This is a genomic window from Roseateles sp. P4_D2 (assembly GCF_056401875.1).
The window spans coordinates 291603-317574 of the sequence record NZ_JBFUIM010000005.1; the positions used below are offsets into that span (position 1 = coordinate 291603).

19 protein-coding genes are annotated in these 25972 nt (G+C 69.2%); 11 read left to right on the plus strand and 8 right to left on the minus strand.

All coding sequences use genetic code 11. The features are described from left to right. Window positions 1–100: 100 nt before the first annotated feature. Genes AC1DW0_RS11385 through AC1DW0_RS11395 form a run of 3 tightly spaced genes read left to right on the plus strand, consistent with a single transcriptional unit; the run spans window position 101 to window position 2614 of the window. Complete coding sequence (locus tag AC1DW0_RS11385; RefSeq protein ID WP_477945892.1) at window positions 101–1489, plus strand: TolC family protein; 1389 nt, start codon at window positions 101–103, stop codon at window positions 1487–1489. Continuing rightward, window positions 1486–1827, plus strand: a complete 342-nt coding sequence (locus tag AC1DW0_RS11390; protein WP_477945894.1) for a low molecular weight protein tyrosine phosphatase family protein — start codon at window positions 1486–1488, stop codon at window positions 1825–1827. The genes AC1DW0_RS11385 and AC1DW0_RS11390 overlap by 4 nt, the downstream gene beginning before the upstream one ends. A 4-nt stretch (window positions 1828–1831) precedes the next feature. Then, complete coding sequence (locus AC1DW0_RS11395; protein WP_477945896.1) at window positions 1832–2614, plus strand: glutaminyl-peptide cyclotransferase; 783 nt, start codon at window positions 1832–1834, stop codon at window positions 2612–2614. A gap of 1 nt (window position 2615) precedes the next feature. Here the strand turns inward: AC1DW0_RS11395 and AC1DW0_RS11400 are convergent, their stop codons facing one another. The 3 genes from AC1DW0_RS11400 to AC1DW0_RS11410 all read right to left on the minus strand — a co-directional run bounded on the left by AC1DW0_RS11400 (window position 2616) and on the right by AC1DW0_RS11410 (window position 5468). Further along, window positions 2616–3074, minus strand: coding sequence for a YybH family protein (locus tag AC1DW0_RS11400; protein WP_477945898.1), 459 nt, complete (start codon window positions 3072–3074; stop codon window positions 2616–2618). A 212-nt stretch (window positions 3075–3286) separates the two neighbouring features. After that, window positions 3287–4021: a DUF6445 family protein gene (locus tag AC1DW0_RS11405; RefSeq protein ID WP_477945900.1), complete on the minus strand. Its 735-nt coding sequence runs from the start codon at window positions 4019–4021 to the stop codon at window positions 3287–3289. 268 nt (window positions 4022–4289) lie between these two features. Next, window positions 4290–5468 carry an acyl-CoA dehydrogenase gene (locus tag AC1DW0_RS11410; protein WP_477945902.1) on the minus strand — a complete coding sequence of 393 codons (1179 nt, stop codon included), beginning with the start codon at window positions 5466–5468 and terminating at the stop codon, window positions 4290–4292. 139 nt (window positions 5469–5607) lie between these two features. Here AC1DW0_RS11410 and AC1DW0_RS11415 point away from each other — a divergent pair, with 139 nt between their 5' ends. The 4 genes from AC1DW0_RS11415 to AC1DW0_RS11430 all read left to right on the plus strand — a co-directional run bounded on the left by AC1DW0_RS11415 (window position 5608) and on the right by AC1DW0_RS11430 (window position 10580). Beyond that, on the plus strand, window positions 5608–6483 hold the full coding sequence (locus tag AC1DW0_RS11415; protein ID WP_477946039.1) for a LysR family transcriptional regulator: 876 nt from the start codon (window positions 5608–5610) through the stop codon (window positions 6481–6483). A gap of 118 nt (window positions 6484–6601) precedes the next feature. Further along, complete coding sequence (locus AC1DW0_RS11420; RefSeq protein WP_477945904.1) at window positions 6602–8236, plus strand: alpha/beta hydrolase family protein; 1635 nt, start codon at window positions 6602–6604, stop codon at window positions 8234–8236. Between the two features lie 194 nt (window positions 8237–8430). Next, window positions 8431–9207 (plus strand): GH12 family glycosyl hydrolase domain-containing protein, encoded by a 777-nt coding sequence (locus AC1DW0_RS11425; protein WP_477945906.1) that lies wholly within the window; start codon window positions 8431–8433, stop codon window positions 9205–9207. 125 nt (window positions 9208–9332) lie between these two features. Then, complete coding sequence (locus tag AC1DW0_RS11430; protein ID WP_477945908.1) at window positions 9333–10580, plus strand: hypothetical protein; 1248 nt, start codon at window positions 9333–9335, stop codon at window positions 10578–10580. Here the strand turns inward: AC1DW0_RS11430 and AC1DW0_RS11435 are convergent, their stop codons facing one another. After that, on the minus strand, window positions 10581–11534 hold the full coding sequence (locus AC1DW0_RS11435; protein WP_477945910.1) for a hypothetical protein: 954 nt from the start codon (window positions 11532–11534) through the stop codon (window positions 10581–10583). It abuts the gene before it with no gap. A 254-nt stretch (window positions 11535–11788) separates the two neighbouring features. Then, window positions 11789–12676 (minus strand): LysR substrate-binding domain-containing protein, encoded by an 888-nt coding sequence (locus AC1DW0_RS11440; protein WP_056201739.1) that lies wholly within the window; start codon window positions 12674–12676, stop codon window positions 11789–11791. Window positions 12677–12779: 103 nt separating this feature from the next. Here AC1DW0_RS11440 and AC1DW0_RS11445 point away from each other — a divergent pair, with 103 nt between their 5' ends. From AC1DW0_RS11445 to AC1DW0_RS11460, 4 genes are all read left to right on the plus strand, one after another. Further along, complete coding sequence (locus tag AC1DW0_RS11445; RefSeq protein ID WP_056201736.1) at window positions 12780–13418, plus strand: FMN-dependent NADH-azoreductase; 639 nt, start codon at window positions 12780–12782, stop codon at window positions 13416–13418. A 657-nt stretch (window positions 13419–14075) separates the two neighbouring features. Then, on the plus strand, window positions 14076–15197 hold the full coding sequence (locus AC1DW0_RS11450) for an ABC transporter substrate-binding protein (RefSeq protein WP_056201733.1): 1122 nt from the start codon (window positions 14076–14078) through the stop codon (window positions 15195–15197). A gap of 258 nt (window positions 15198–15455) precedes the next feature. Further along, window positions 15456–20759, plus strand: a complete 5304-nt coding sequence (locus AC1DW0_RS11455; RefSeq protein ID WP_477945913.1) for a hypothetical protein — start codon at window positions 15456–15458, stop codon at window positions 20757–20759. Further along, the gene (locus AC1DW0_RS11460; protein ID WP_477945915.1) at window positions 20756–23881 is read left to right on the plus strand and encodes a hypothetical protein; all 3126 of its coding nucleotides are present in this window, start codon (window positions 20756–20758) and stop codon (window positions 23879–23881) included. The genes AC1DW0_RS11455 and AC1DW0_RS11460 overlap by 4 nt, the downstream gene beginning before the upstream one ends. A gap of 16 nt (window positions 23882–23897) precedes the next feature. On the opposite strand, the gene AC1DW0_RS11465 is transcribed toward AC1DW0_RS11460, so the two are convergent. The 3 genes from AC1DW0_RS11465 to AC1DW0_RS11475 are packed head-to-tail and all read right to left on the minus strand — an operon-like array spanning window position 23898 to window position 25889. Next, complete coding sequence (locus AC1DW0_RS11465) at window positions 23898–24290, minus strand: nuclear transport factor 2 family protein (RefSeq protein WP_477945916.1); 393 nt, start codon at window positions 24288–24290, stop codon at window positions 23898–23900. A 13-nt stretch (window positions 24291–24303) separates the two neighbouring features. Continuing rightward, entirely contained in the window at window positions 24304–24999 is a 696-nt protein-coding gene (locus tag AC1DW0_RS11470) for a DsbA family protein (protein WP_477945918.1), read from the minus strand. Window positions 25000–25004: 5 nt separating this feature from the next. Then, on the minus strand, window positions 25005–25889 hold the full coding sequence (locus AC1DW0_RS11475; protein ID WP_457353000.1) for an MBL fold metallo-hydrolase: 885 nt from the start codon (window positions 25887–25889) through the stop codon (window positions 25005–25007). Between the last annotated feature and the right edge of the window lie 83 nt (window positions 25890–25972).

Below are 25972 nucleotides of genomic sequence, written 5' to 3' on the forward strand. Positions count from 1 at the left end.
GCCGCAAGCACATCGCCAGAGCGGGCCGGCTAGGGAGCGGCCCGTCGCTCGTCCCGCCAGATTCACGACGTATGCGACGCGAGGCGAATGGACAACTGATATGAAAACGAGACAGACCCTGATCGTCCTGGCCGCCGCCCTGCTGCTTGCCGGCTGCGCGCTCGGCCCCGCGGCCAAGGCACCTGACGTACCGGTGCCCACGGCCTGGAGCCTGGGCAGCGGCGACGTGGCGCCCGACTGGGCCGGGCTGCTCGATCCCCAGCTCGCCGCGCTGCAGGCCCGCGCACTGGAAGCCAACCGCGACATCGCCCGCGCCGCGCTGAGCTGGAAGCAGGCGCAGTTGCTGGCCGAGCAGAGCGCGCTGCGCTGGTCTCCGAGCGCCAGCCTGTCCGCCAACGCCAGCCGCCCGATCGAGACCCAGAGCAGCACGCGCAACGTCGAGGTCGGCGGCGTGACGATTCCCGTAACGACCTCGACCGGCTGGAGCCGCAGCTACGGTGCGTCCGTCGGCGTTGGCTACGAACTCGACCTGTGGGACCGCCTGGCCCAGAGCACGGCCGCCCAGCGCGCCAATGCCGAGGCCACCCGCACCGACATCGACGCCGCCCGCCTGTCCATCCGCAGCCAGGTGGCCGAGGCCTACTGGACGCTCGCCGCCATCCGCGCACAAAAGCCGCTGGCCGAGACCCAGCTCGCGCTGACCCGCGAGACGCTGGAGCTGACGCGATCCCGCGTTCGTGAAGGCAAGCTGCTGCCGATTGAGGTCGACAAGATCGCCGTCAACCTGCAGGCCGCCGAGTCGCGCCTGGCCGACCTCGCCGCCGACGCGCAGTTGCAGCGCCAGATCCTCGCCCTGCTGCTCGACGAGCCCCTGCCCGGCCCCTCGCCCGAGGCTGCGCTGCCGGCGGGTGAGCCGCCACGCTGGCGCCTGGCCGAGCCCGCCGAGGTGCTCGCGCGCCGCCCCGATGTGCAGAAGGCCCGCTTCGGTGTGGATGCGTCCCTGGCCCGGTTGCGCGTCAGCGAGGCCGACCGCTACCCGCGCCTGTCCTTCTCCGCGGGCCTGAGCACTGGCGGCAGCCATGCACGAGACTGGTTGTCGCAGCCGCTGGCGTCTCTCGGCACCAACCTCATCGTGCCGATGATCGACTGGCAGCGCCTGGCCCTGCAGCGCGACGGCGCCCGCACCGAGCTCGACGCGGCCGCGCTGACCCTGCGCGACACGCTGCAACGCGCGCTGGCCGACATCGAGACCCAGCGCATCGAGGCCGAGCGCGTGGCCCAGCAGCTTGCCGCCAACGAAGGCCGGCTGCGCGAGGCGACCGAGAACGAACGCCTGGCCGCGCTGCGCTACGAGGTGGGCGCCGTGGCCCGCGCCGACTGGCTGCAGACGCGCAGCGCCGTGCTCGACGCCGAGCAGGGACGCATCCGGCTGCGGCTGCAGCAGTGGGTCAGGCAGGCGGCGCTGTTCAAGTCGCTCGGCGGGGCATGAGCCCAGACAGGCTCAAGGTCCTGTTCATCTGCAGCCGCAACCAGTGGCGCAGCCCGACGGCCGAGCAGGTGTTCCGCCGCCACCCGGCGCTGAACGTGCGCTCGGCCGGCACCAGCGCCAGCGCGCGCAAGCAGGTCAGCGCCGCCGACGTCGAGTGGGCCGATGTCATCCTCGTCATGGAAAGCAAGCACCGGTCGCGCCTCATGCAGGATCACGCCGCATCGCTGGCGGGTAAAGAACTGCATGTGCTGGACATCCCGGACGACTACCGCTTCATGGACCCCGAACTGGTCGAACTGTTGCAGACAGCTGTGCCCCCGCTGCTTCGGCTAGGCTGACGGCATGCGTTCTACCTCCTCCTCTTTTCTGCAGCGGCGCGCTGCCCTCGCGCTGATCGCCGCGGCACTGACGGCGCCAGTCATCGCCGCCACGCCTGTCCAGGGCTTCAAGGTCGTCAAGAGCTACCCGCACGACGGCCAGGCCTTCACCCAGGGCCTGTTCTTCCATGACGGCTTCCTGTTCGAAGGCACCGGCCTGCGTGGGCGCTCCAGCATCCGCAAGGTCGAGATCGAGACCGGCAAGGTGGTGCAGCAGGTGGACCTGCCGGCCGAAGTCTTCGGCGAAGGCATCTCGCAATGGGGTGACCGCCTCATCGGCATCACGTGGACGGAGCAGACCGCCTATGTGCTCGACCTCAAGACCTTCAAGCTCTGGCGCAAGTTCTCCTACCCCGGCGAGGGCTGGGGCCTGACGCACAACGACCGCGAGCTGGTCATGAGCGACGGCAGCCCCGATCTGCGCTTCCTCGACCCGCTGACCTTCAAGGAACTGCGCCGCGTGCGCGTGACGGCCGACGGCAAGCCCGTCGACCAGCTCAACGAGCTTGAGTGGGTGGACGGCGAGGTGCTGGCCAACATCTGGCAGACCGACCGCATCGCCCGCATCGACCCCAAGACCGGCCGCGTGACCGGCTGGATCGACCTGGGTGGCCTGCTGCCTGACAACCTGCGCAGCAGCCCGGACGCCGTACTCAACGGCATTGCCTACGACGCCAAGACCAAGCGGCTGTTTGTCACCGGCAAGCTCTGGCCGAAGCTGTTCGAGATCCAGCTGACCAGGAAATAGTTCAACGGCAGACTTCGGTCCCGAAGTCAAAGACGATCTCCCAGCCGCCAGCCGGCTTGCGCCGCCACACCGACTGGAAGCGCGCCGTCACCTTGCCGTCGGAATCCAGCACCGGCCCGGTGGTGCGGGCCAAGTCACCACTGGGCAACACCAGCACCAGGTCGGGTGACCAGCTGAAGGGCGGCTTGGGCGACGTGAGCAGGCCGTTCCAGGCCGCCATGACGGCATCGGGGCCGTGCAGCGGCGCCTTGCCCATCCAGATGGTGTCGGGCGCCAGCATGCGCCGAAACCCCGCCACGTCACGTGCTGCGAAGGCCGCGGCAAAGGCGGTCTCGGCGGCGCGAGCCTCTTCGACCCGCCTGGCGATTTCGTCGGCTGACGGCCAGCCTGGTTCCGACGCGGCCGAAGCAGCGGCAGGCAGCGTGGCGGCGGCAAGCAGGGCATGGCGGCGGGTGGTCATCGGCTTCTCCGTTTGCTGGAAGCCACGAGCATGCCTCGCGGGCCACGCCCTGCCTCAAGTCACCCAGCGCGTTTGCGGTCTTGCTCGTGTTGCTCGGCACCCGGGATCGGCAGCAACCACGGCTCGCCCCTCTTCGTCACCCGCTCCCCGGTAGACGCGGGCCGGATCCAGAAGTGCTGGCCGGTCCGCCGAGCGTGAGCTGGCGCTGCCGCTCACGCCGCCTGGCGCTTGCACGTGAAAAAACCGTTCAGCGTGAGGCGGCCTTGAAGCGCGTCGGAGCTCAGCAGCGTGGGCTGATCCACGTCAGGCGAATGAAAAAGGGAGCCGTCGTAGAAGATGGCGCGGTTCCAGACCGCGAGGACTTTGGCCACACGCGCGAAATGCGCGTTGTCGCCTTTCATGTAGCCCGGCTCTAACCCGTAGCGCGCACTGAAAGTCGGGCCGTCCAGCTTGAAACTGTCCTCCAGCACGCGGTCGATCTCTTGCGGGTCCCGCAGTGGGCGATAGAAGCTGGTCCCCCCCAGCGTGGGGTCATGAAACAAATACAGCACACTGGCTGCGCACAACAAACTTCGGTCGACGAGCACAACGTCGCGGTGGCATAGCCAAAGCCGGTGATCAAGCGCCTCGGGAGGCGTGTTCAGCAATGACAGCCGCGCCTCCTGATGCAGCGTGCGACGGCCACCAAGCGGCGCGCGCGCATGCTCCGCGAAGAAATCGGCCATCCGCTCGCCCAGCACCTTTGGCGCGTCGAGCACCAAGCCCGGATAAGGAAAGTGTGTCGGCGGCCGGAAAGCTTGCAAGGCCGCCCATTGGCGCACGCCCTCCGGATTGGCCAGGACGTTGTCCACCACCACGCAGTGGCTGCCATGTGGCAGAGGCACGACCCGCACTTGCGGCTCGGGATGAAAAAAACGACCCTCGGCGTCCGGCCACTCTGTCAACACGGCGCTCCTCTCCAACCTGTCTTGTGTTCGTTCATCCTGGAAACCGCGGCGGGCTCGTCCGAAGGGCTGCGATGGCGAGGTGCGCAGTTCTGCCCGAAAGGAAGGAGCTACGCGGCCGGCGTACTGGCAGCGTTGTCTTTCGACGGGTGAATATGGCGGTGAGCCAACACGGCTGACGGCCCGTCAACTGCGGTGTCCAGAATGATAGGTGAGGCCAGCGCTGGCGCCGGTCGTCCAGCCTGCAGGGGACGCCCCAGCCTTCCAATTCTCAGAACGCCGCAATCCCCGTCTGCGCCCGCCCCAGGATCAACGCATGGATGTCATGCGTGCCCTCATAGGTGTTCACGACCTCCAGGTTGACGAGGTGGCGCGCGATGCCGAACTCGTCGGAGATGCCGTTGCCACCGAGCATGTCGCGCGCCATGCGGGCGATGTCCAGGCTCTTGCCGCAGCTGTTGCGCTTCATGATGGACGTGATCTCCACGGCGGCCGTGCCCTCGTCCTTCATGCGGCCCAGGCGCAGGCAGCCTTGCAGGCCCAGCGTGATCTCGGTCTGCATGTCGGCCAGCTTCTTCTGCACCAACTGGTTGGCCGCCAGCGGCTTGCCGAACTGCTTGCGGTCCATCGTGTACTGGCGCGCCGTGTGCCAGCAGTCTTCTGCCGCACCCAGGGCACCCCAGGCAATGCCGTAGCGGGCACTGTTCAGGCAGGTGAACGGGCCCTTGAGGCCTCGCACCTCGGGGAAGGCGTTCTCCTCGGGGCAGAACACCCCGTCCATGACGATCTCGCCGGTGATGGAGGCGCGCAGGCCCACCTTGCCGTGGATGGCCGGGGCGCTCAAGCCCTTGGCGCCCTTCTCCAGCACGAAGCCGCGGATCTGGCCGCCATCGTCCTTGGCCCAGACGACGAACACGTCGGCGATGGGGCTGTTGGTGATCCACATCTTGCTGCCGGTCAGCTCGTAGCCGCCGTCCACCTTGCGGGCACGCGTGATCATGGAGCCGGGGTCGGAGCCGTGGTTGGGCTCGGTCAGGCCGAAGCAGCCGATCCACTCGCCGCTGGCCAGCTTGGGCAGGTACTTCTGCTTGGTGGCCTCGTTGCCGAACTCGTTGATGGGCACCATGACGAGCGACGACTGCACGCTCATCATCGAGCGGTAGCCCGAGTCGACACGCTCCACCTCGCGGGCGATGAGGCCGTAGCTGACGTAATTCAGGCCGGCACCGCCGTATTCGGCGGGGATGGTCGGGCCCAGCAGGCCCAGTTCGCCCATCTCGCGAAAGATGCTGGCGTCGGTCCTCTCGTTGCGGAAGGCCTCCAGCACTCGCGGCTTCAGGCGGTCGGTGCAGTAGGCCGCGGCGGCGTCGCGCACCATGCGTTCATCGTCGGTGAGCTGCTCGTTCAGCAGCAGCGGGTCGTCCCAGTGAAAGCTTGCCTTGGTGGCCATGGTGCGCGTCCTAATGAGCAACGCCCGGCAAAAGCGCCGGGCGCGAATGGCAGAAGTATTGCGCCGCGACCCGATTCGTGTCCAATTCAAGAAACGACTTCGACGATTCGCAATGCCTATCGACACCGTTACCCGCTCCTTGGAGTTCCGCCACCTGCGCTACTTCATCGCCCTGGCCGAGGAGCTGCACTACGGCCGCGCCGCCCAGCGCCTGGCCATCTCCCAGCCGCCGCTGTCGGTCGCCATCCAGCAGCTGGAGGCCAGCGTCGGCGCCCGCCTGTTCGACCGCGACAGCAAGGGCGTGCGCCTGACGCCCGCGGGCGACGCCTTCCGCACCAGCGCGCAAGCCCTGCTGGACCGCGCCGAAGACGCCTGCGCCCTCGCCCGTGAGGTGCAGGCCGGCGAGGTGGGGCGGTTGCGCCTAGGCTTTGTCGGCTCCACGCTGTTCAACGGCCTGTCCGCCTGGTTGCGGGCCTTCCAGGCCAGCCATCCCAAGGTCGAGGTGATCGTCATCGAGTTGAACTCGCAGGACCAGATCGAGGCGCTGCTGGGGCAGGAGCTGGATCTCGGCCTCGTCCACACCGACCGCCTGCCCCCCGCCCTCGCCTCGCAGCCCCTCTACAGCGAACCCTTCCTCGCCTGCCTGCCCGCCAACCACCCGAGCGCCAAGCTGAAGAAGATTCCCTTGGCGACGCTGAGCGACCAGCCCTTCATCCTCTTCTCCCGCAAGGGCTCGCCCGACTACCACGCCCGCATCGTCGAGATCTGCCGCCAGCACGGCTTCTACCCGCGGCTGCAGCACGAAGGGCGGCACTGGCTGTCGGTCGTGTCGCTGGTGGCGCAGGGCATGGGCATCAGCATCGTGCCGGCCGCCTTCCAGCGCGCGGGCGTGCAGGGCGCGGTGTTCCGGCCGTTGGCCGAAGCCATCGAGGCGTCTGCGGTGTTTGCGGCGTGGCGCAAGGATGCCGAGGCGGTGCTGCGGGAAAGCTTCCTGGCCGCACGGCCAGCGAGCTGACCGGCCCCGGTGCAACTTTTCATCGCCGCCATCCCGCAATCTGTCGCACCGCAGCAGCGCCGCCGGCCCCGGCTGAGCAAGATGCAGGCTTCGTTCGACTGATCCGACAACTTTTTTCATGACCCGCTCCCGCTTTTGCGCCCGATTCGGCGCCGCCTTGCTCTCCCTCCTGCTCGCCCCGCTGCCGGGCGCGCACGCTGCGGTGAATGAACCCGCCCACGGCGAATATTCCGGCCTGATCGAGGTGGCCGGCCGCCCCTCCTTCTGGCGCCTGCGCACCGAACTCGTCGACAACCAGCCGCGCCTGGCCTACGCCATGCCGGGCGGCGGCGTGAACGCCGGTGGCGATTGGCAGCCGCTGCCCGGCGCAACGATGGGCGATGGCCGCATCGGCTTCACGTTGCCGGCTGCGATGGGCGGTGGCTCATGCACGGCCCGGCACGAGGGCAAGGCACTGCTCTCCGCGGCGACCGACAGCTGCCGCCTGTCGATGGTGCAGGTCGCGACGCCGCCGCAGCCCGCCATCACACCCGGCCTGTATCGGCTGCGTGACGGCCGGCTCGTGTCGATCGGGTCCTTCACCGACTTCCCGCAGCCGACCGTCATCGAGTTCGGCTCCGGCCGCTGGGCTTTCCTGTTCGAGCGCGGCGCGGGCGAGGCCACCGCGGGGCCATCGCTTCAATCTCCGTGGCCGGTGCGCCTGACGCTGAAGCGCCTGCCCGCGCAAGGCCAGGCCGAGCGGCTGCTGTGGAGCGAGAACGGCGCCGCGCCGCAGATTGGCGAGCGGGTGGACATCGTCGAGCGCCCGATGCGCTGGACGAACGGGGCGCTGAGCCTGGGTGGCACCTTGATGCTGCCGCCCACACCCGGCCCGCATGCCGCCGTCGTGCTGTCGCCGATGTCCACCGACGCACCGCGCGAGGCCTACCGCCAGCAGGCCGAGTTCTTCGTCAGCCAGGGCCTGGCCGCCCTCATCTACGACAAGCGCGGCGTCGGCGAGTCCAAGGGCGACGTGCGCGAAACCGGCCTCACCGACCTGGCCGACGACGCAGTCGCGGCCGTCCGGCTGCTCAAGCAGACGCCGGGCGTCGACCCGCAGCGCATCGGCGTCTGGGGCCATTCCCAGGGCGGCTGGGTCGCCCCGATCGCGGCAGCGCGCAGCAGCGACGTCGCCTTCGTCATCGCCCAGTCCGGGCCGTCGGTCACCGCGGCCGAACAGGAGATCTACCGCGTCGAGACCAGCGCCCGCAACGAAGGCCTGAGCGCGGCGGAAGTGGCCGAAGCGGCCGACTACGAGCGCCGCCTGATGCACTGGGTCAAGACCGGCGAAGGCCGCGAGTGGCTGCAGGACGCGGCGCGCACCAAGCTCGACGCGCGCTGGGCCCACCTCGTGGAGTTCCACGAGAAGCTGCCCGACGTGCCGAGCCGGCGCGCCCAGACCTTCTGGTACTTCGACCCCATGCCGTCCTACGCCCAGGTCAAAGTGCCCATGCTCGCCGTCTTCGGCGACCGCGACGCCTTCGTGCCGGTCGAGCGCAGCGTGGCGCTGCTGCGCCAGGCCCTCGCGCAAGCCGGCAACCGCGACCACCAGATCACCCTCCTCGACCACGCCGCCCACGGCCTGTGGGCGACCGACCTCGACAGCGGCCACAAGGCGGCCACGACGACGGGCTTTCACGCCGACTACTTTCCCACGCTGGTGCGCTGGCTGAAGGCGCACGGGCTGACAGGGCAAGGGACCGACAAGCGCTGACCGCCTGATCGCTCCAAGCGCACGCTCGCATACGACGGCGAAGCGGAGCCGGCCCGACGACTTGTTTCACATCAGCGGGTAAGCCCGATGGTCGAACTAATTGTTCGCGGCTCGAATTTATTTGCCCATGACAACGCTGCCATTCACAAGGTAGCGGTCATGGGCGATGACCCTTTCAACCATAACGGAGACATATGAAATCAATCCACCGCGCGTTGGGCGCTGCCGCCTTTGTCGTCATGTCCCTCGCCTCCCCGGGCGCGCAGGCCGCCACCTGGGGGGCCTCCTCGCCCGCCACGTCATCTTGCTCGGCCCCCAACCTGTTCGCCAGCTGGAACTACGGCAGCTACAACTTCAACAACGACGTCTGGGGCCCGTGCGGCGGCGCCGCCGTCGGCCCGCAGACCATTTGGGTCAACTCGAATGCCGACTGGGGTGTCTGGTCCGACCAGCCCAACACCGGCGGGATCAAGTCGTACCCGCACATCGGCTACGCGGTCAACCGCACCATCAGCTCGCTGTCGCAGCTGTCGTCCACCATCGCCGCCACCACGCCGGGCGGCGGCGCCTGGTCATCGACCTTCGACGTCTGGGTGGGCAACAACGCCCACGAGATCATGCTGTGGCTCAACTACACCGGCACCGCGGCCGGCTGCGGCAACGTCAAGCCCATCTCCTACAACTGGAACGCGCAGGGCTGCGCCATCCCCGTCTACACCAACGTGAACGTGGGCGGCGCCACCTGGAACGTCTACCGCGGCAACAACGGCGCCAACATGGTCTATTCCTTCCTGCGCACCTCGAAGACGAACAACACGACCATCGACGTGCTGGGCATCCTCAACTACCTGAGGAACCTCGGCTGGATGGCCGACCTGGTCGTGGGTGATGTGCAGTACGGCTTCGAAATCACGTCGTCGTCGGGCGGCATGAACTTCGGGTCGAGGAACTTCTCCGTCACCGTGAGGTAGCCGCGGCAAAGCGCGGCCAACACGGCCGCGCTTACATCCCCGTACACCTGGGCGTGCTCGCTGCGACGCACTTGTTTCAACATAGCCGCTGGCACTTCGGCCGGCGCCCTGTTGAAGAAGAACAAATGCAAAGCGACCCGATCAAAAAGAGCATCGGCGGGCTCGTCCTGCTGGCCACGGCCGTCGGCCTGACGGCCTGTGGCGGCGGTGGCGGCAGCCCCCTGCCGCCGCCAGCCCCATCGCCCGCTCCCACGCCCTCTCCTGCGCCGCCGCCACCTCCGCCGGCCCCTGCTCCGGCTCCCACGCCTTCCCCCGCACCCGGCGCCGCGCCGCAGATCGGCGGCTGCGACGTCTTCCCCGCCACGGCGGTGTTCAACACGCGCATCGACGACGCGCAGCGCTTCCCCGCGCACGCCAGCAGCGCGGCGTGGATCACCAGCATCGGCGCGACGAGGTCATTTCATCCGGACTGGGGCACCAGCGAAAACCAGCAGCAGCCGGCCGACTACTACGGCATCCCGTACAACGTGGTGGACGGCAGCACCGCGGCCACAGCCACCAGCAGCTGGCCGACGGTCGCCTTCAATCCCACCGACCCGCGCGCGGGCAGCGGCGACGGCGCGCCCGACGAGAGCGACTGCGCCGCGCCCGTGGGCGGCGGCTACAGCCTCGTGCGCGACTGCACGACGCTGACCGCGCCCAACCGCCGCTTCCCCTTCCCGCGCGACGACCTGCTCAAGGCCGAGGGCGGCGCCTGCAATGACGCCCAGCAATGCGGCGACCGCCATGTGCTGGTGGTCGAGCAAGGCAGCTGCCGGCTGTGGGAGAGCTACGCCAGCTTCAAGCTCAACGCGCAGTGGTACAGCTACTCGACAGCCGCGTGGGACCTGAAGAGCAACGCCATGCGACCCGACACCTGGACCTCGGGCGACGCCGCCGGCCTGCCCATGCTGCCCCTGCTGGCGCGGGCAAACGAAGCCAGCGCGGGCGAGATCCGCCATGCCTTGCGCGTCACGCTGCGCGACAGCGTGCTGGCCCGCAGCCACGTCTGGCCGGCGCGCCATCACGCCGGCGGCGAGACGGCCGGCGGCGTGCCCTTTGGCGCCGTGCTGCGCCTGAAGGCCAGCTTCGTACCGCCGGCCTCCTGGAGCGCCCAGGCCAAGGCCGTCGCGGTGGCTATGCAGCGCTACGGCCTCTACGTCGCCGACATCGGCTCCGACCTGTACGTGCAGGGCGAGCCCAGTGCGCAGTGGCAGGACGCGACGATTTCGAACTTGAAGTCGCTGCGGGCGTCGGACTTTGAGTTCGTGGACATGGGCGTGGTCACGGGGGACAGCCGGTTCAGCGGGGATTCATTCCAGGCGAGTTGGTAGTCATCCCCCTCGGTCTGCAGTGGCCGACCGGCGCCTGACGCACCACACGGCCGCCAACGCCGCCAGCACAAGGGCCGCGCTTGCGGGTTCAGGGTTGGTGCGGTGCTCGGGCGACTCCGCGATGGCGGCAAAGATCGTGCCGCTGCGCACGTTGCCCGTGACCGGGCTGAGGTACTGAACGGTCAGGGCGCCCGCCAACTCGCCGAGGCGTGCGCTGGTGGACTTGCCATCCTCCGGATCGATATAGCCAATGTTCGCGGCCTCACCGGCGTCGATGCTTCCGTCGCCGTCGTCGTCGCTCCAGAACAAAGAGGTCAGCGTGACGTAGTGGCCACCGTCGGTGCCGAAGTCGAGCAGCAGCTCGATATCCTGGTTGTGGCTCAACTCGTTCAGCAGGAATTGCGGCGTCGGGTTGGTTTCGTCGATGTTGTCGGGCTTGGCGCCGCCCTCAACCGGATCCCAGTCCTTCACTTGCCCGTGGATGACGGTGGTGTTGGGCGCCACCGTGTCGAAGTACTTCTGCTTGCCGTTGATGAAGTTCGTGATGTGAGTGCCCTTCTCACAGCAGGTGTCCATGTAGTTCTTCGCCAGGTCGGCGGCAACCGCAATAAGTTCGGCTTGAGTGGGCTTGGTGCCATCGACTGCCGGGATCAGCTTGGAGCCGTAGATCAGGGAGTACTCGCGCTGCAGGAAGACAAAGGAGTTGACGGCTGCCACCGGCCCGCAGGCCATGTTGGGACAGGGAGCCACATTCTTCTGAGACAGATCACCGAACTTGTCGACGTCCTCATGCTCAAAATGCACCACCGGCACGGGGTCGGCCAGCGCTGGCGTGCAGAGCAGGAGGCCTACAAGTGCGGCAAGAAGCCAAGAGCTGCGAACCGCCTGCGAAACGTCGTTCATGCTGCGCTCCCCGCGTGCCGAATCCGGCAACGCCCCGTTTTGCGCCTGCATCGCTGGCCTGTCAACGGCAACAGGCGGTGGTCGCGCCCGGCACATCCTCTACCTGCACGATGAATTGCTCGCGGGCAAACGGGCGTGCACGATGCCCGGCAAGACTTAAAACTTTAAACCTGACCCCATCCTCGCTTTCAGCTTTTCCGACGGCGAGGGCCGTTGCATGTCGGCAGGCGCGTGCAAATCGCATGCCGTTCGCCACGAACGTACATTTTTTGCGGCTGATCAGGCGGGGTGCTGAGGCTTTTGCGTTAGACGAAGCCAGGCCTCAACTGGAGCGATCCAAGCCATCGATGGCAGGCGTGGCGAATGTCGGCTGCCACTTCGGTTGCCGCTTCGCCAAGTCGGCCCTCGCGCAGCTGCATCGTGAACTCCGCACGGGGCAGGTCGGGAAGGATGTCCCCCGTCGGAACAGCGCGCAAACCCGTTGCCATGAGGGACGGCGTGAGAGGCGTTACCGCAAAGCCCGATGCCACCGCAGCCAGCAAGGCGCCGGAACTCTGGGCCGTCAGTGCGATATGCCAGCGTCGCCGATGCCCTGCCAGGGCGACAAGCGCCGCATCGCGGTAGGGACAAGGCTCGGAGAGAAAGGCCATCGGCACAGGCCGTGCAGGGTTCAGGAAGGAGCGCTCCGAGAAGGCCCAAACCAGCGGTTCGCTCCAGAGGAGTTCGCCCACACCGGAGCCGCCGCACCGCCCGCCAATCGAGATGTCCAATGCGCGCCGCCGCGTGAGCTCGGACAACGCAATGCTGATTCCTCCGGTGACTTCCAGTTCGACCTCGGGGTACTTCTCGCGAAACCTAGTCAGCGCAGCGAACAGCCAATCGGCCGGAAGGCCTTCCGAGCAGCCGATGCGCACCGTATCGCGGATGCGCCGCGCAGCGCCCAGATGAAGGACGGCGTGATCGTTCAACGTGAGGATGCCCCTTGCGTAACCCAGCAGGACCTCTCCCTGTGCTGTCAGCCGAAGCGAACGGGTGGTGCGAGCGAAGACGCGGCATCCCAGCTGAGCCTCCAGTCGCTTGATCTGGGCGCTGACCGCCGACTGCGTCAGACGCACTCGCTCCGCGGCACGCGAGACGCTCCCCAGATCGGCAACAGAGACAAAGCTCCTGAGGAGCTGCGGATCAATGAGCATGATTCAGTGAGATTACTTCTGAAAAGTCTCATATTAAGTTGATTGAGGTCTGAGGAGGTTATGCCTACTCTCCGTTCCGTCTCGGACCTCCAGCCCACACTCCATGAAACACCTCCTGTACATCGAGGCCTCCCCTCGCAAGACCCAATCGGCCAGCATCGACGTGGCGAAAGCGTTCATTCAGCGTTGCGAGCAGCGGCACCCGAAAAGCGTAGTCGTTACGCTCGACCTCTGGTCGCTAGACCTTCCTGAAGTCTCTGCCGAGTTGCTGGAAGCCAAGTACGCCGGCATCAACGGCACGCCTCTGACACCGGTGCAGCAGCATGCGTGGGAGCGCGTGAAGTTACTTGGCCAAGCGTTTCACGCGGCCGATCACATCTTGCTGTCGGTGCCACTGTGGAACTTCGGCATCCCCTACAAGCTGAAGCACTTGATCGATGCGGTGTCCCACAAGGACATCCTGTTCAGCTTTTCCCCGGAGGAAGGAGCGAGAGGCTTGCTCGGCGGCAAGGCCGCCACGCTGGTTCTGGCTCGAGGACTGGACTATGCCGCGGACGGCGTGGGCAGCTTCCACTCGCTCGACTTTCAGAAGCCCTATCTCGAAGCCTGGCTGAAGTTCGTCGGCATAGAGCGCATCAACACCATCACCGTGGACAAGACGCTTTACGGACCGGAGGTAAACGCATCCGTTCGGGAGTCGGCCCGGCGCGAAGCGATCGCCGCAGTGGACGGCCTCGATTGAAGGGGGAGGTCGAGTCGCGCGAGCCGGGTTGCTACACACCTTCGTCGCACGCGGGGCGCCGATGGCGACGATCAGTCGCCCTTGCTGCGCGACCAGATCGGATCGGGGTCGATCAGATCGCGGATCGCACGGATCGGGGTCAGGCCTTTAATCTAAAGGCCCACGAAGGAGCCGCAGAGCATCGCAGGGCGCCGAGGCGCGTGCGCAGCACGCTTCGTGAACTGACTCCGCGCAACTGTTTGACCAGAGCGTAGCGGCGGGAGTTTTGCCCAGGTCTCGGCGACCGAGACTGAGGAGGGACCGAGCGCAGCATCTGCGTGCTGCGCGACGCCTGTCGAAGGACATGCCGCCTGCAAGCGGCACGGCGCACAGGGAACCCCTCGCAACGCGAGGGGCGGCGGAACCGGGGCAGCTTCTTTGCTTACTTTGACTTCGCCGAACCTTCGGTTCCTTGGGCGCCCAAGAAAGTGAGTCGCCCGCGGGGGCGAACTCCCCGCTGGACCTCACGCGTTAAGCCAAAGTCGCGACATACGCACTATCCACATCGCGGCAACGCCCTAGTGACACACGCCGCATGCTTGAATTGCTATCCCGCGCGCAGGCCGTCCAGAGCATCCAAGAGCCCGCCGCAACCAGGGGCAGCTTGGAGACAAACCCATGACGACGTCACTTCGGCAGTTGGCCCACCGCCTCCTGCTCGCCGCCACGACCGCAGCGCTGGCCACCACCGCCCACGCCCAGATCACCATCGGCCAGACCGCCGGCCACACCGGCCAGGTGGCGGCCAGCGTCGGTGAGGCGACGAAGGGCGCCAAGCTCTACTTCGACATCATCAACGCCGGCGGCGGCGTCAATGGCCAGAAGATCAACCTGGTGTCGCTGGACGACAAGTTCGACCCCAAGATCGCCGTCACCAATGCCAAGCAGCTGATCGACCAGGGCGTCATCTCGCTGTTCCTGAACCGCGGCACGCCCCATACGCAGGCCATCATGCCGCTGCTGACCGAGCACAAGGTACCGCTGGTGGGGCCGTCCACAGGCGCCATGGTGCTGCACAAGCCCGTGCACCCGTGGCTGTTCAACGTGCGCGCCACCTACCAGCGCGAGGCCGAGCGGGCCATCGAGCACCTGAGCTTGATCGGCATGGAGCGCATCGCCATCGTGCAGGTGGACGACTCATTTGGCGACGACGCCGTGCAGGGCGCCATGGCCGGCCTGACCAAGACGAACAAGAAGCCCGTGGCCCACGAGAAGTACGACCGCGCCAAGCCCGACTTCGGCCCCATCGTGCCCAAGCTGCTGGAGAAGCAGCCCCAGGCGGTGATGTTCATCGGCTCCGGCACTGCCGTCGTGCAGGGCATGAAGGCCGTGCGCGCCGCGGGCTCGAATGCGCAGCTGGTGACCCTGTCCAACAACGCCTCGATGGGCTTCATCAAGGACCTGGGCGACATCGGCTACGGCGTCATCGTCAGCCAGGTGTTCCCTTATGAACGCTCCATCGCCAAGCCGATCATCAAGGAGATCTCCGAGGCAGCCCAGAAGGCCGGCGTGGACGTGACGCCGACCGTCGTCGAGGGCTATGTGTCGGCCAAGGTGCTGGTGGAAGGCCTGAAGCGCGCCGGCAAGCAGCCCACGCGCGACGGCCTGCGCAAGGCGCTGGAGGGCATGAGCCGCTATGACCTGGGCGGCATCGAGCTGGGCTACAGCCCGACGGACCACAGCGGCCTGGACTATGTGGACCTGGCCATCATTGACCAGAACGGCAAGTTCCGCCGCTGAGGGGCTGACCCGGCGCTGCACGCCCTCGCCTTCTTCCTCTTCTGCTAACGGCGCGGCTTCGCGCATACCCCAGCACGCCCCTCTTCCTCCCGATTGATGAAGGCGCCGGAGTGCACCGGCGCGCGCGGCCATGGAGGGCCGCCCAACTGCCCGCTCCCGCCCTGTGTTCTGCGGGATGGCGCCCGCTCGCCCCACGTCCAACAGTCCGCCGCCTAGGCCGGCGCATGCATGGGCCGCAGCAAGGCGAGGCAGGGACGTATGAAGAGCACCAGACAACATCTGTCCGACGAAAAGCTGCTGGCCGAGCTCATCACCAGCGTGCCGGTGGACGCACTGCTGTCCACGCTGCAGATCGTCTCCACCACGGTGCTGTCCGATCAGACCGAAAAAGGCAGGATGTTGCTGGCCGCGGACGAGCAGGCGTTGGGTGTGTTCAACCTGCACCTGGTGCCGCCGCCTGAAGCGGTTCCCGAACGCGACTATTTCCTGTCCTTCGACGGCGCGCCTGGCGCGCGCACGGGCTTCCGGCTGGCGGTGTCGCTCGAGGAAGGCGCGCAGCGGCCGCTATTCAACCTGGCGCGCTCGGTGGCATCGCATGGCCTGGTGGCAGCCACGCTGGCGGCAGACGGCCAGTCGCTGACGGCCGCCCCGGGCAACCCGCCGGTGCAGCTCGTCGGCCAGGGCCTGTTCCTGGTGCTGCAGGGGCAGGCCGGTGGCAGCGTCAAGCTGAGTTTGTCGCCCAACCGCGAGGCGCCGGATGACGTCGTCGTGCTGCAGGTGCAGCCGCCCACGGTGCTGCTCGGTGGCACTGGCTTCGGGTTCGAGTTCACGCACGGCATCGTGCTGGACTTTTCCAGCGAGGCCGGGCCGGCGGACGGCGTGGTGGTCGATGGCGTCGCGCTCGCCACGCCTGCGGACGCGCCCGCCTGGCAGGGCATTGCCGTCAACCGCGCGCGCTTCTTCCTGCCCCAGGGCGTGCCTTTCCTCGGCGGCCATGCGGTGGACGCCTGGCTGCAGCTCGGCCTGCCGCCCACGCCGGGCATCGACCTCATCGTGAATGCCCAGGTGCCGGCCGACGGCGACCGGCCGGCCATTGCCGTGCGCATCGAATGCCGCGACCCGACGGCGACGGGGCTGGACGGCTTCGTGCCCACGTTGGTCGAGGCGGTGATGGAGCTGCCACTGAATGGCCGCACCGAGAACTTCGGCCACGCGCTGACGTTTGCGGCCGGCACGCCGGTGCTGGCGCGGCTGCGCTATGCGCGCAAGCCGGGATCGGCCGGCGCGGCGCCCGCGTCTGAAATGAGCCTGGCGCTGGAAAGCCAGGGGCCGGACGGGCTGCTGAAGATCGACAGCACGCCCGGCGGCCTGGGCGCCAAGATCGCCGTCACCGCGGCCACGCTGGCCACCGCGCTGATTGCCCAGCAGCCACCGCCGCCCGGCGGCGACAACAGCGGCGTGGTGCTGCAGACGCTGCTGGTGGCGGCCACGGGGCTGTCGAGCTTCCTGGAGCACGGCGAGCTGGTGCTGCACGGCGCGGAGCTGATCAGCAGCGGTGCCAAGCTGCCGGGCGGCGACGCGGTGCGGTTGAAGCTCGACTATTCGGTGGCGGCCACCGTCACGGGCATCGACGTGGGTGTGCTGTCGGTGCAGATGCAGCCCAACCAGCCGCTGCGCGTGCGGGTGCGCGAGGTGGTGCTGAGCATCTTCCCCGACAAGCCCGGGCTGGAGAAATTCCATCTCGACTACGCCCGCAGCTCGATGGAGGTGGAGGACCCCGGCGGCTGGCTGGTGCAGGGGCCGGGCTCGCTCTTCGACGTGCTGGGCACACGCTCGGGCCGCGGCTCGATGTGGATCGAAGTGGACCTGCGCTTCAAGCTCGACCTGGGGCCGGTGAAGGTCAGCGGTTGCACCATCCGCGGCACGCTCGACGAGAACGGCAAGCTCAGCGGCGAGCTGCGCGGGCTGGAAGCGTCGATCGCGCTGCAGCCCATGATCACCGGCAGCGGCGCGGTGATGCTGACGCCCAATGGCTTCCGCGCCGCGATGGAAGCCAGCATCATGCCTCTGGGCAAGCTGGGCGCGAGCGCCGAGATCGAGACCGAAGGCGAGATGCTCAAGCTGGCGCTGGGCGTGGACCTGCCTGGCCCGCTGCCATTGGCCAACTCGGGCCTGGCGATCTACGGCGTGGGCGGCATGTTCGCGATCAACGCCAAGCCCAAGCCGGTGCCGCCGGGCGATGACCCGGTGCAGGCGGCGCTGGACTGGGACTACCGCGAAGCGGGCATGTTCGTGGAGGAAACGGGCGCCTTCAGCTTCGGCCTGGAGGCCGTGATCGGCACGGCGCCGGACATGGGCTTTACCTTCAGCGCCCGTGCCGGCCTGTTCGTGACCACACCGGACATCATCGTGCGCGGCTCGGTCGAAGGCCGCTACATGGGCCCGCGCATGAAGATCGCACGCGGCGGCAACGACCTGTCGCTGCTGCAGGCCAAGGGCGTCATCCTGGTGGACCCGGCCGACGGCGTCACCATCGCCGTCGAGGGCGAGTACAAGATCCCGCACATCGTCACCACCACGGTGCCCGTGGGCGCGCATTTCCCGACGGAATCAGCGGACTGGTTCATCCATCTGGGCGCCGACGGTTACCCCGCCGAAAGCCGTGAGCGCGGCCCGGTGCGCTCCATCTTCCTGCCCGACATCGTGGGCCAGAGCTCCGACGCCTATTTGATGATCCGCGGCAACGGCATCAACAACTGGCCGCGCGGCGGCACCTTCTGCGCCGCCCCGGGCAGCTTCGTCCTTGCCTTCGGCGTCGGCTTTGACATCGTCTATGGCTTCAAGCCCGTGGTCTGGGCGGACGTGTTCGCGCGGGCCGACATCCTGGTGGCGACGCACCCGATGAGCTTCGTCGGCGCGGGCACCATCGGCGGCGGGCTGCACATCGGCATCTTCTCGGTGGGCATCGACGCGACCATCAACGTCGTGCTGGTGGACGGTTCCGACCCACACGTGAAGGCCGAGCTGTGCGGCAGCATCGACCTGTTCTTCGACGAGATCCGCAAGTGCGTGACGCTGGAGTACGGCAGCCCGTCGCCCAAGGACAAGGTGCCCGAGCCCGAGCACCCGCTGGATGGCCACGGGCATTCGCTGGTGGACGACCAATACCACCGCCTGGCGCCGCTGGCCACCAAGCCCGAGGATGCGACGTCCGAGAGTGCGGTGTGGCCCGACAGCATCCCGCTGCTGGCCTTCAGCACCGCGCCCAAGCTGTCGTTCGCCTCGGCGCAATTCCCCGATGCCGGCGGCTACCCCGAGGGCTTGCGTGCCAAGCCCCTCGGCAGCGATCTGCTCAGCTACGACTGGGAGCTGCTGGACGTGGCGCTGATCGACGCCACCGAGGCCGACGTGGTGGTCGCCGGGCCCTTCAGCAGTGCCTGGCACGGAGGCAAGCATGGCAATGCCGGCGGCCAGCCGCAGCCGGCCGAGCTGCTATTGCTGACGCCCTTTCGCGACCCGTGGATGCATGCGGTGGGCGACGCGGGCGCAGGCGTGGCGGGAAAGCCGCTGCAGGAGCTCGCCGACATCTGTCATCTGCGGGCGGATGCACATTTCGGCTGGGCGCTGGGCGGCTCGGCCGCGCGCGAAGGCAGTGGTTTCCGGTTGCCGCCCGACCCGCACAGCGCCGACCCGCTGCAAAGCCAGGTGCGGGCGCGCGTGGAGCTTTTGCTGACGCAGCCCGCGCTAGCCCCCGTCGTGCTCGACAAGACCGCGGCGAACCTGCTGCCCCTGCACATGGGCTACACCGGCCCGCGCGTGTGGCCGTTCGCGCCGCAGTCGCTGGACGGGCGGCAGTTCAACGCCTGGCTCGACCCCGGCGCCGTGCAGTTCACGCCGCGCATCGACTTCGCCTTCCAGCGCGTGCAGCCGCGGCACGACCTGCGCATCGTGCCCGACGAGGCGCTGACGCAGCCGCGCCTGTGGCTGGTGGTGCGCGCCACCGACTGGCAGGCCAATGCCGCCGGGGCGCGGCCCTTTGTCGTCGTCGACGACCTGGCGCGCCGCTGGGCACCCGATCTGCAAGCGGATCTGGGCGACGGCTGGCTGGCCGTGCGCTGGCTGCCGCCCGCCGACGGCGCCGTCAAGCTCATTGAGGCGAGCTGCGTCGCAGGGACGCGGCTGGGCTTGCTGGCGCTGGGCGGCATCACGCTGTCGGCCGCCGCTGCCGCTGCGGCGCGCAATGCCGCCACGGCTGCCGAAGCGGCCAAGCAGAAAAAGGCTGCCGACGACGGACCGCCCAAGGCCGACGCAAAGCCATCGACAACGCGCCGCGCCGTGCTCGACCCCGGGCGGCTGTACCGCATCGATGTGCGCATGCGCTGGTCCGGCACGCTGTACGAGGTGGATGACAAGGGCCAAAAGCAGGTGCTGGTGCCACAAGCCGCCGATGGCACGACCGACAGCGTGCGCAGCTACTGGTTTCGCACCGCGCCGCTGCTCGGGGCGGGCGGCAAGCCGGCACCCAGCACGCATGCCTATCTCGACCTGATTCACCGCAAGCGCGATTTCTTTGACCCGGCCATGCTCCAGCGCTACCTGCTGGGCTATGAGCCCGCGCAGAGCGAACTGCACCGGTTTGCCCACGACCCCGTGCGCATGCGCTTCGCACCGGGCCACGTGGCGCTGCTGGCCGCCGCCTACAAGTACGAGCTGCTGTGCGGCCTGCGCCGGCTCGACCAGCCCGAGGAGGTGGAGCCCGACCAGCTGCTCGTGCCCAAGCTCGCCTGGGTCACCAGCACCACACAATTGGCCGGCAGCGCCGCCCTCATCGCCAATGCCTATCTCGCCTCGACCTGCGGACTGGCGCCCAACGTGGCCGAGCTGCGCGTGGACGTGACGCTCACGCGCGACACCTGGTACGAGGTGTTCGCGCTGGCCAAGTCAAAGCGGGAAGGCGTGGCGGACGGGCGGCTGCCCGGCGTGAGCTTTCGCACCTCGCGCTGGGCCACCGGCACCGAGATGCTGGCGGGCCTGCACTTCCCGATCAGTGGCCTGGCTGGTCACCCGCAGGGCGACGTGGCGCTGCAGCCCGGCACGGTGTTGGCCGCGCAGGTCAGCAAGGGTGACGACGCCGCCTTCGATGCCTTCCTCGACAGCCTCGGGATGGACGGCTGGCCCGCCGCCGCCGAGCCGCGCATCAGCCTGCTGTGGCTGCCGCCGGTGGCCGCGGGAACACCTTGGCTGTGTGCCGGCGCGCTGATCGAATCGCCCGAACCGGTGCACCGAGACGGCCGTTTCGATGTGACCGACCTGCAACTCGTGAGCGGCGCCAACAGCGCCAACTTCAACGTGCGGCTGCGTGACCGCAGCGGTTCGCGGCTGCTGTTCGCCGCGTCCGCGCCCTTCGTGCCGCGGCGCACGCGGCGCGGCATCGGCTTCGCGTGGGTCATGCCCAGGCTGCGCCTGCATTGCACCGACCAGCCCATCGGCCTGCCACCCAAGCCGTTGCAGGGGCTGCTTGAAGTTCCGCTGCAGCCCAGTTTTGCCCAGGAGGCCGCATGAACAGCTGGCTCGTTGACCCTCGCTATTTCTCGGCCCACGCGGCGGCGGCCGGCATCGTCGCCCCCGACCCCGACCTGCCCAAGGGCACGCATCTGCGCCTGTTCCCGTCGGCGGCCCTCGGCTTTCCACTGGCGCCCTTTCTGGTGTGGCCGGTGGAGGCGTCCGCGACCGATGCGCCGGCCATGGACTGGTTCGCCCGCGACGGCCGGCTGCTGCCCGCGCTGAACCTCGACGTCGGGGGCGGCCAGCTCATCGGCCGCCGCCAGCTCGAGGCGCCCAGCGACGCCCGCGTGGCCGGCATCGAGGCGCGCTTCCAGGGCAGCGGCGAGCTGGCCCTGCTGGGCCGCAGCGGCGACCGTGTCGTGGCGGCTCGGTCTTCGCCGCGCTGGCTGGTGGCCGCGCCGCAGATCACCGGCCTGCGCCTGCGCGGCCGCGGTCGGGTCACGCTGCAAGGCTGGGGGATCTCGGCCGGGCGGGCGATCGAGGCGCTGCTCGGCCAGCAGCCCTTCGCCAGCCTGTCGCTGCCCATCGAGGGCGACCAGCCCTGGTATGCCGGCGGCGAAGGCACCGCGGTAGCGCTCGCGCGCGCCGAGCGCGGCGCACCGGAGCGCTGGACCCGGACTGACCGGCCCGACGGTCCGTTCGATGCCCTGCCTGCGTCGGCCGAACGCGCGCGCGTGGCCGCCTTGCAGGCCGACCTGGACGACGACACCCAACGCCTGGTGGGCGACGCGGAGAAGCCGCCGTCGCTGGTGCAGCGCACCCATCTCTGGGAGGCTGCCGTGGCTCTCAACGGCAAGCGCCGGCCGTGGCAGCGCGCCACCGAGTGGGTGCAGGGCAGCCTGCTGATGAAGGCGCTGGACCCTGGCGCAGGGCGGTACCTGGGCACCGCCACGCTGCTGGACAACCTGCTCGTGCCTGACAACCCGTTCCAGCCACCCGGCGCGCGCGGCTGGCTGGCGGCGGGCTTGTTTGCCGTCGGCCCGGCCATGCGCTTCGAGCTGCCAGACGCCGACGCGACGGAACTGGAACTGATCGAGCGGCTGATGCAACTGCAACCTGGGCTGCGCGGCCCGGCCGAACTGGCCGTGCAGCGCCATGGGCTGACGCTGCGTGCCTTCGTGGCCACCGCCTTGGCCGCGCCGCCGCCCGACCTGCCAGCCGCACCCGAGGTGCTGCTGGGCGATGCCGGCTGGCAGCGCGAGGACGAGGGGCCGAGCATTCGGTTCCGCCAGCAGCTGCGCATCGCCACGCCGGCGCTGGCCACGCTGGTGGCGCTGGGCCGGCTCGAGGCCGACGGCTGGCGCACGCGCCATGACATGGTGGACCTGACCCCCGCCACGCCCGATGCCGACCCCGCCGAGCGCGCCGCCCCGCGCATGCTGGGCAATGCCGACAAGCTGCACGACGGCGTCTTCGGCATCGTGTCGGATGCCAACATCGACGCCGGCAACGCGCCCTGGAGCTACCGCGTGGCCCTGGCCGACGTGTTCGGCCGCTTCGGCGCGGCGACCGAGGTCGTCGTGCCGACGCCGCCGCGGCCGCCCATGCCGCAGCCGGTGCTGCGCTCACACCTGCAACTGGTCGGGCGGGCGGCTGGCGACGCGGCGGCCGTGGCCGGCAGCGTGCGCTGGTCGGTGGTGGTGCCCGCGCTGCACGAGATGACGGCCGGCTCGCGGCCCTTGTCGCGCGTCGTGATCGACCTTGATGGCGCGCTGCAGGCCGCCGCGGCGCCGCAGGACGGCGGCGTGCTGCACTTCGATTTCGAGCTGCCGGCGCTGCTGCCGATGGAGAGCCGCGCCGTCACCGCGACGGCGCATTTCGAGGACGACGAGGGCACGCCCGGCCCCACCGTGGCAGCGACCATCGCCCTCCACGACCCGCGCACGCCGCCGGTGCCGCAGACGGGCATCGCCATCGTCTGGAGCAGCCGGCCGGCGCCGGCGACCGATGTCGAGTTCCGGCTGCGCTTCACCGGCGTGGCCGGCGCCCGCTACCGCGCCTACCTGGCGGATGCGCGCGGCCTGGAGATCGCGCTGATGGACGGCGAGCGGCCCCGTACCCGCGCCGAGGTGGCCGTCGATGGCGCGCAGCGGGGCCTGGCAGGCCTGGGGCTGCGCGACCGTTTCCGCCTGCTCACCGACACGCCGCTGACGCCCGGCGGCGACGGCAGCGTGCTGTTCGACACGCGCCTGCCGCGGGCGCTGGAGACCGTGCAGTTCCTGCGCTTCGTGCCACTCAGCAGCCAGGGCAACGAGGCCGCATTCGAGAGCTGTCCGCTGCTGCCGGTGGCCGTGCCCAGCGACCGGCGCCCGCCCGCACCGCGGGTGGAGACCCGCGTCGACCCGGTCAGCGGCGTGGCCACCGTCACGGTGCGCGCGCCGGGCCTGGACCTGGTGGCGCTGCGCGCCGCCGAGCCGGGCCTGTTCGACGAACCACCGGCCGCGGACGCGCGGCCGCCCGAGTACCGGCTGCGGCGCGCCAGCGGCGGCGTGCCCGAGGCGCTCTACGCCCGCGAGATCGGCCGGGGCATGCTGCGGCGCGGCGGCGGGGAGTTCGTCGCCGAGGTGGACGACTCGCCAACGCCCGAGGGCTTGAGCGCCTATGTGCGCTACCACTACTGGGCCGAGTTGCGCATGCCGCCCGAGCGCCGCCTGCCGCCCGGCGTAGCCGAGATCCCGCTGCCCGCCGGCGCCGTCGAGCCGCTGCAGCCGGCGCAGCGCCTGGACGCGCCGGGCGCGTTCAGCAGCGCGTCCGCGCCCGCGATGGCCATGTTCGTGCCGGCGGATATCCCGGCGTTGCCGGACGGCAGCGTGACGGCAACGGTAGGCGCCGGTGCCGCAGCCGGCACGTGGCGGCTGACGCTGGCGATCCGCGGCGGCCCGGTGGCCCACCCACGCGCGGTGGGCGGCTTCAGGGTGCAGGTGCATCTGAAGCTGGATGACGGCGACTGGGCGCCCGAGGCTGCCGCGGTGCCGCTGGACAGCGGTGCGCTGGACCTCGTCATCGAGCGTGCCGTGCCTGCCGTGCCGCCGGTGCCGGCCTTGCAGCTGGCGCTGGTGCTGGTCGACCCGGTCGGCCGCGAGGCGCCGCTGCTGCGGGTCACCGCCACGCCGGTGTGACGCCGGCGGCGGTGGCTCAGGCCGTCATCGCCCTGGCCACCAGCAAGGTGTCGGTGAACTGCTCGAAGGCCACCACCCGCCCCGCCTTCAGCCGCCACACGTGGGCCACCCGCGCATGCAGGGCCTTGCCCGTGGCGAGGTGGCGGCCGCTGTAGTGGCCCAGGGCGACCAGCTGCTCGCCGCCGTCGATGAGTTGCTCCAGCGTGAAGCGATAGTCGTCCCAGTCACGGCCCAGCACCGCGAAGACGTTGCTGACGACGGCCGCGGGGCCGATCCAGGTGCCCGCGCAGGGGAAGCCGGCCATCTCCGTCCAGGCCACGTCGGGAGCCATGTCGGCCATCATGGCCAGGACGTCGCCGCGCGCCGAGGCGGCGTAGTGGTCGCTGATGATTTGCAGATTGCTCTTCACGCCTGCCTCCGGCTCACGAGGCACAGCCATCGATGCTGCAGAGCGCGGCTGCGTCGCCGGGCTGCGCTGGCGCCTGGCCGAGCATGCCCTGCAAGGCGGATGCAAAGTCCTGCGGCCGCCCCAGATAGGCCGTGGCGTCCACGCGGCTGAGGCCGGCTTGGGTCTCCAGCACAAAGCTCGGGAATCCGCGCGCGCCCGTCTGCGCCATGAAGCTGCGCGTCTGCTCGATGTGGGCCTGCACCGGGCCCAGGCTCTGGCGGCCCAGCTCGGTCGCGAATTCCGCCCTTGGCAGGCCGATGGTGCCGGCCAGCTCGATCAGCACGGCGGGCTCGGCAATGCGGCGGCCCTGCACGTAATGGGCGGCCTGCAGCTCGGCCAACAGGTCTGCGCCGCGGCCGGCAAGGGCTTCGGCGGCGAGGATGGCGGCGGTGGGCGGCTCGGAGTCGAACACCGCCTGTGGGTCGCACAGCAGGCCGTCGCGGTAGGCGTCGCCGAAGGGCTGGCCGGTGGCTTGGGCGATGCGCTGGTCATGCGCCAGCACGTAGGCGCGCAACTCGGGCGTGACGGGCTGGCGTTGCGGGCCGGTCATCATGCCGCCGGCATGCAGGCGCACCGGCAGCAGGCCGCGGGCCGCGCGCACCAGGGGCGCGGCGCCCCAGCACCAGCCGCACAGGGGGTCGTAGATGTAGTGGAGGACAGGGCTCGTCATGGTGCTCACCAGGCCATTTCGCCCTTGTTGACCTTGGCGCCGATGTCCAGGGCCATGCCCAGACCGGCCTGGGGATACGCCTGCTTCATGGCGGCGATGAGGTCGGCGCCGGTCTTGGCCTTGGCGGCCTCGGCGTCGAAGCGGCGCAGGTAGTCACGGGTGTAGCGGATGGCGCTGGTGTCGAGCGCGGTGCCGGCGGCCATGTGGCCGGGCACGACGGTGACGGGCTGAAGGGCCTCGATCTCGTCAAGCTGGGCCAGCCAGGCCTGGCGTTCGGCGGGCTTCTGGGTGTCGGCCGTCCAGACGTGCAAGTTGCCGAAGATGGCGATGTTGCCGGCCACGGTCTTGATGGACGGGATCCACACATAGGGCCGGTGGGCCAGCGCGCCGGTGGTGCCGCGCACCTCGATGGTCTCACCGTCGACGGTCAGGGTCGTGCCCTGCAGGGCCTCGGGCACGATCGGCTGCTGGGGCGCGTTGGCGCCCATCTTGGGCGACCAGAAAGCCAGCTTGCCGGCCAGCTTGGCCTGGATCTTCTCGCGCACGGCGGGCGTGGTCACCACGCGGGCCTGGGGGAAGACGGTCTTGAGTGTCTCGGCACCGAAGTAGTAGTCCGGGTCGGCGTTGCTGATGAAGATGGTCTTGAGCGTCTTGCCGCTGTCCAGCACGTTGGCGGCCACGCGCAGCGCATCGGCACGGGTGAAGCCGCTGTCGATGACCAGGGCCTCGGTCTTGCCGCTGATGACGACGGCGTTGACGTGGAAACTGTTGCCGTCGGCGTTGTAGACCTTGACGGCCAGCGGGGCCTGGGCCAGGGCGCTGCCCGTGGCAACCATGCCCAGGGCCAGGGTGGGCAGCAGGCGGCGGGCGAGTTGGCTGAGAGGGAACATGAGCATCTCCGGTGGTGATCAGGGGGACGTGCCGAGGTGTCGGCGGGGTGTGGGGCGAACTCTAGGTTTTGCGGTATGGTTGA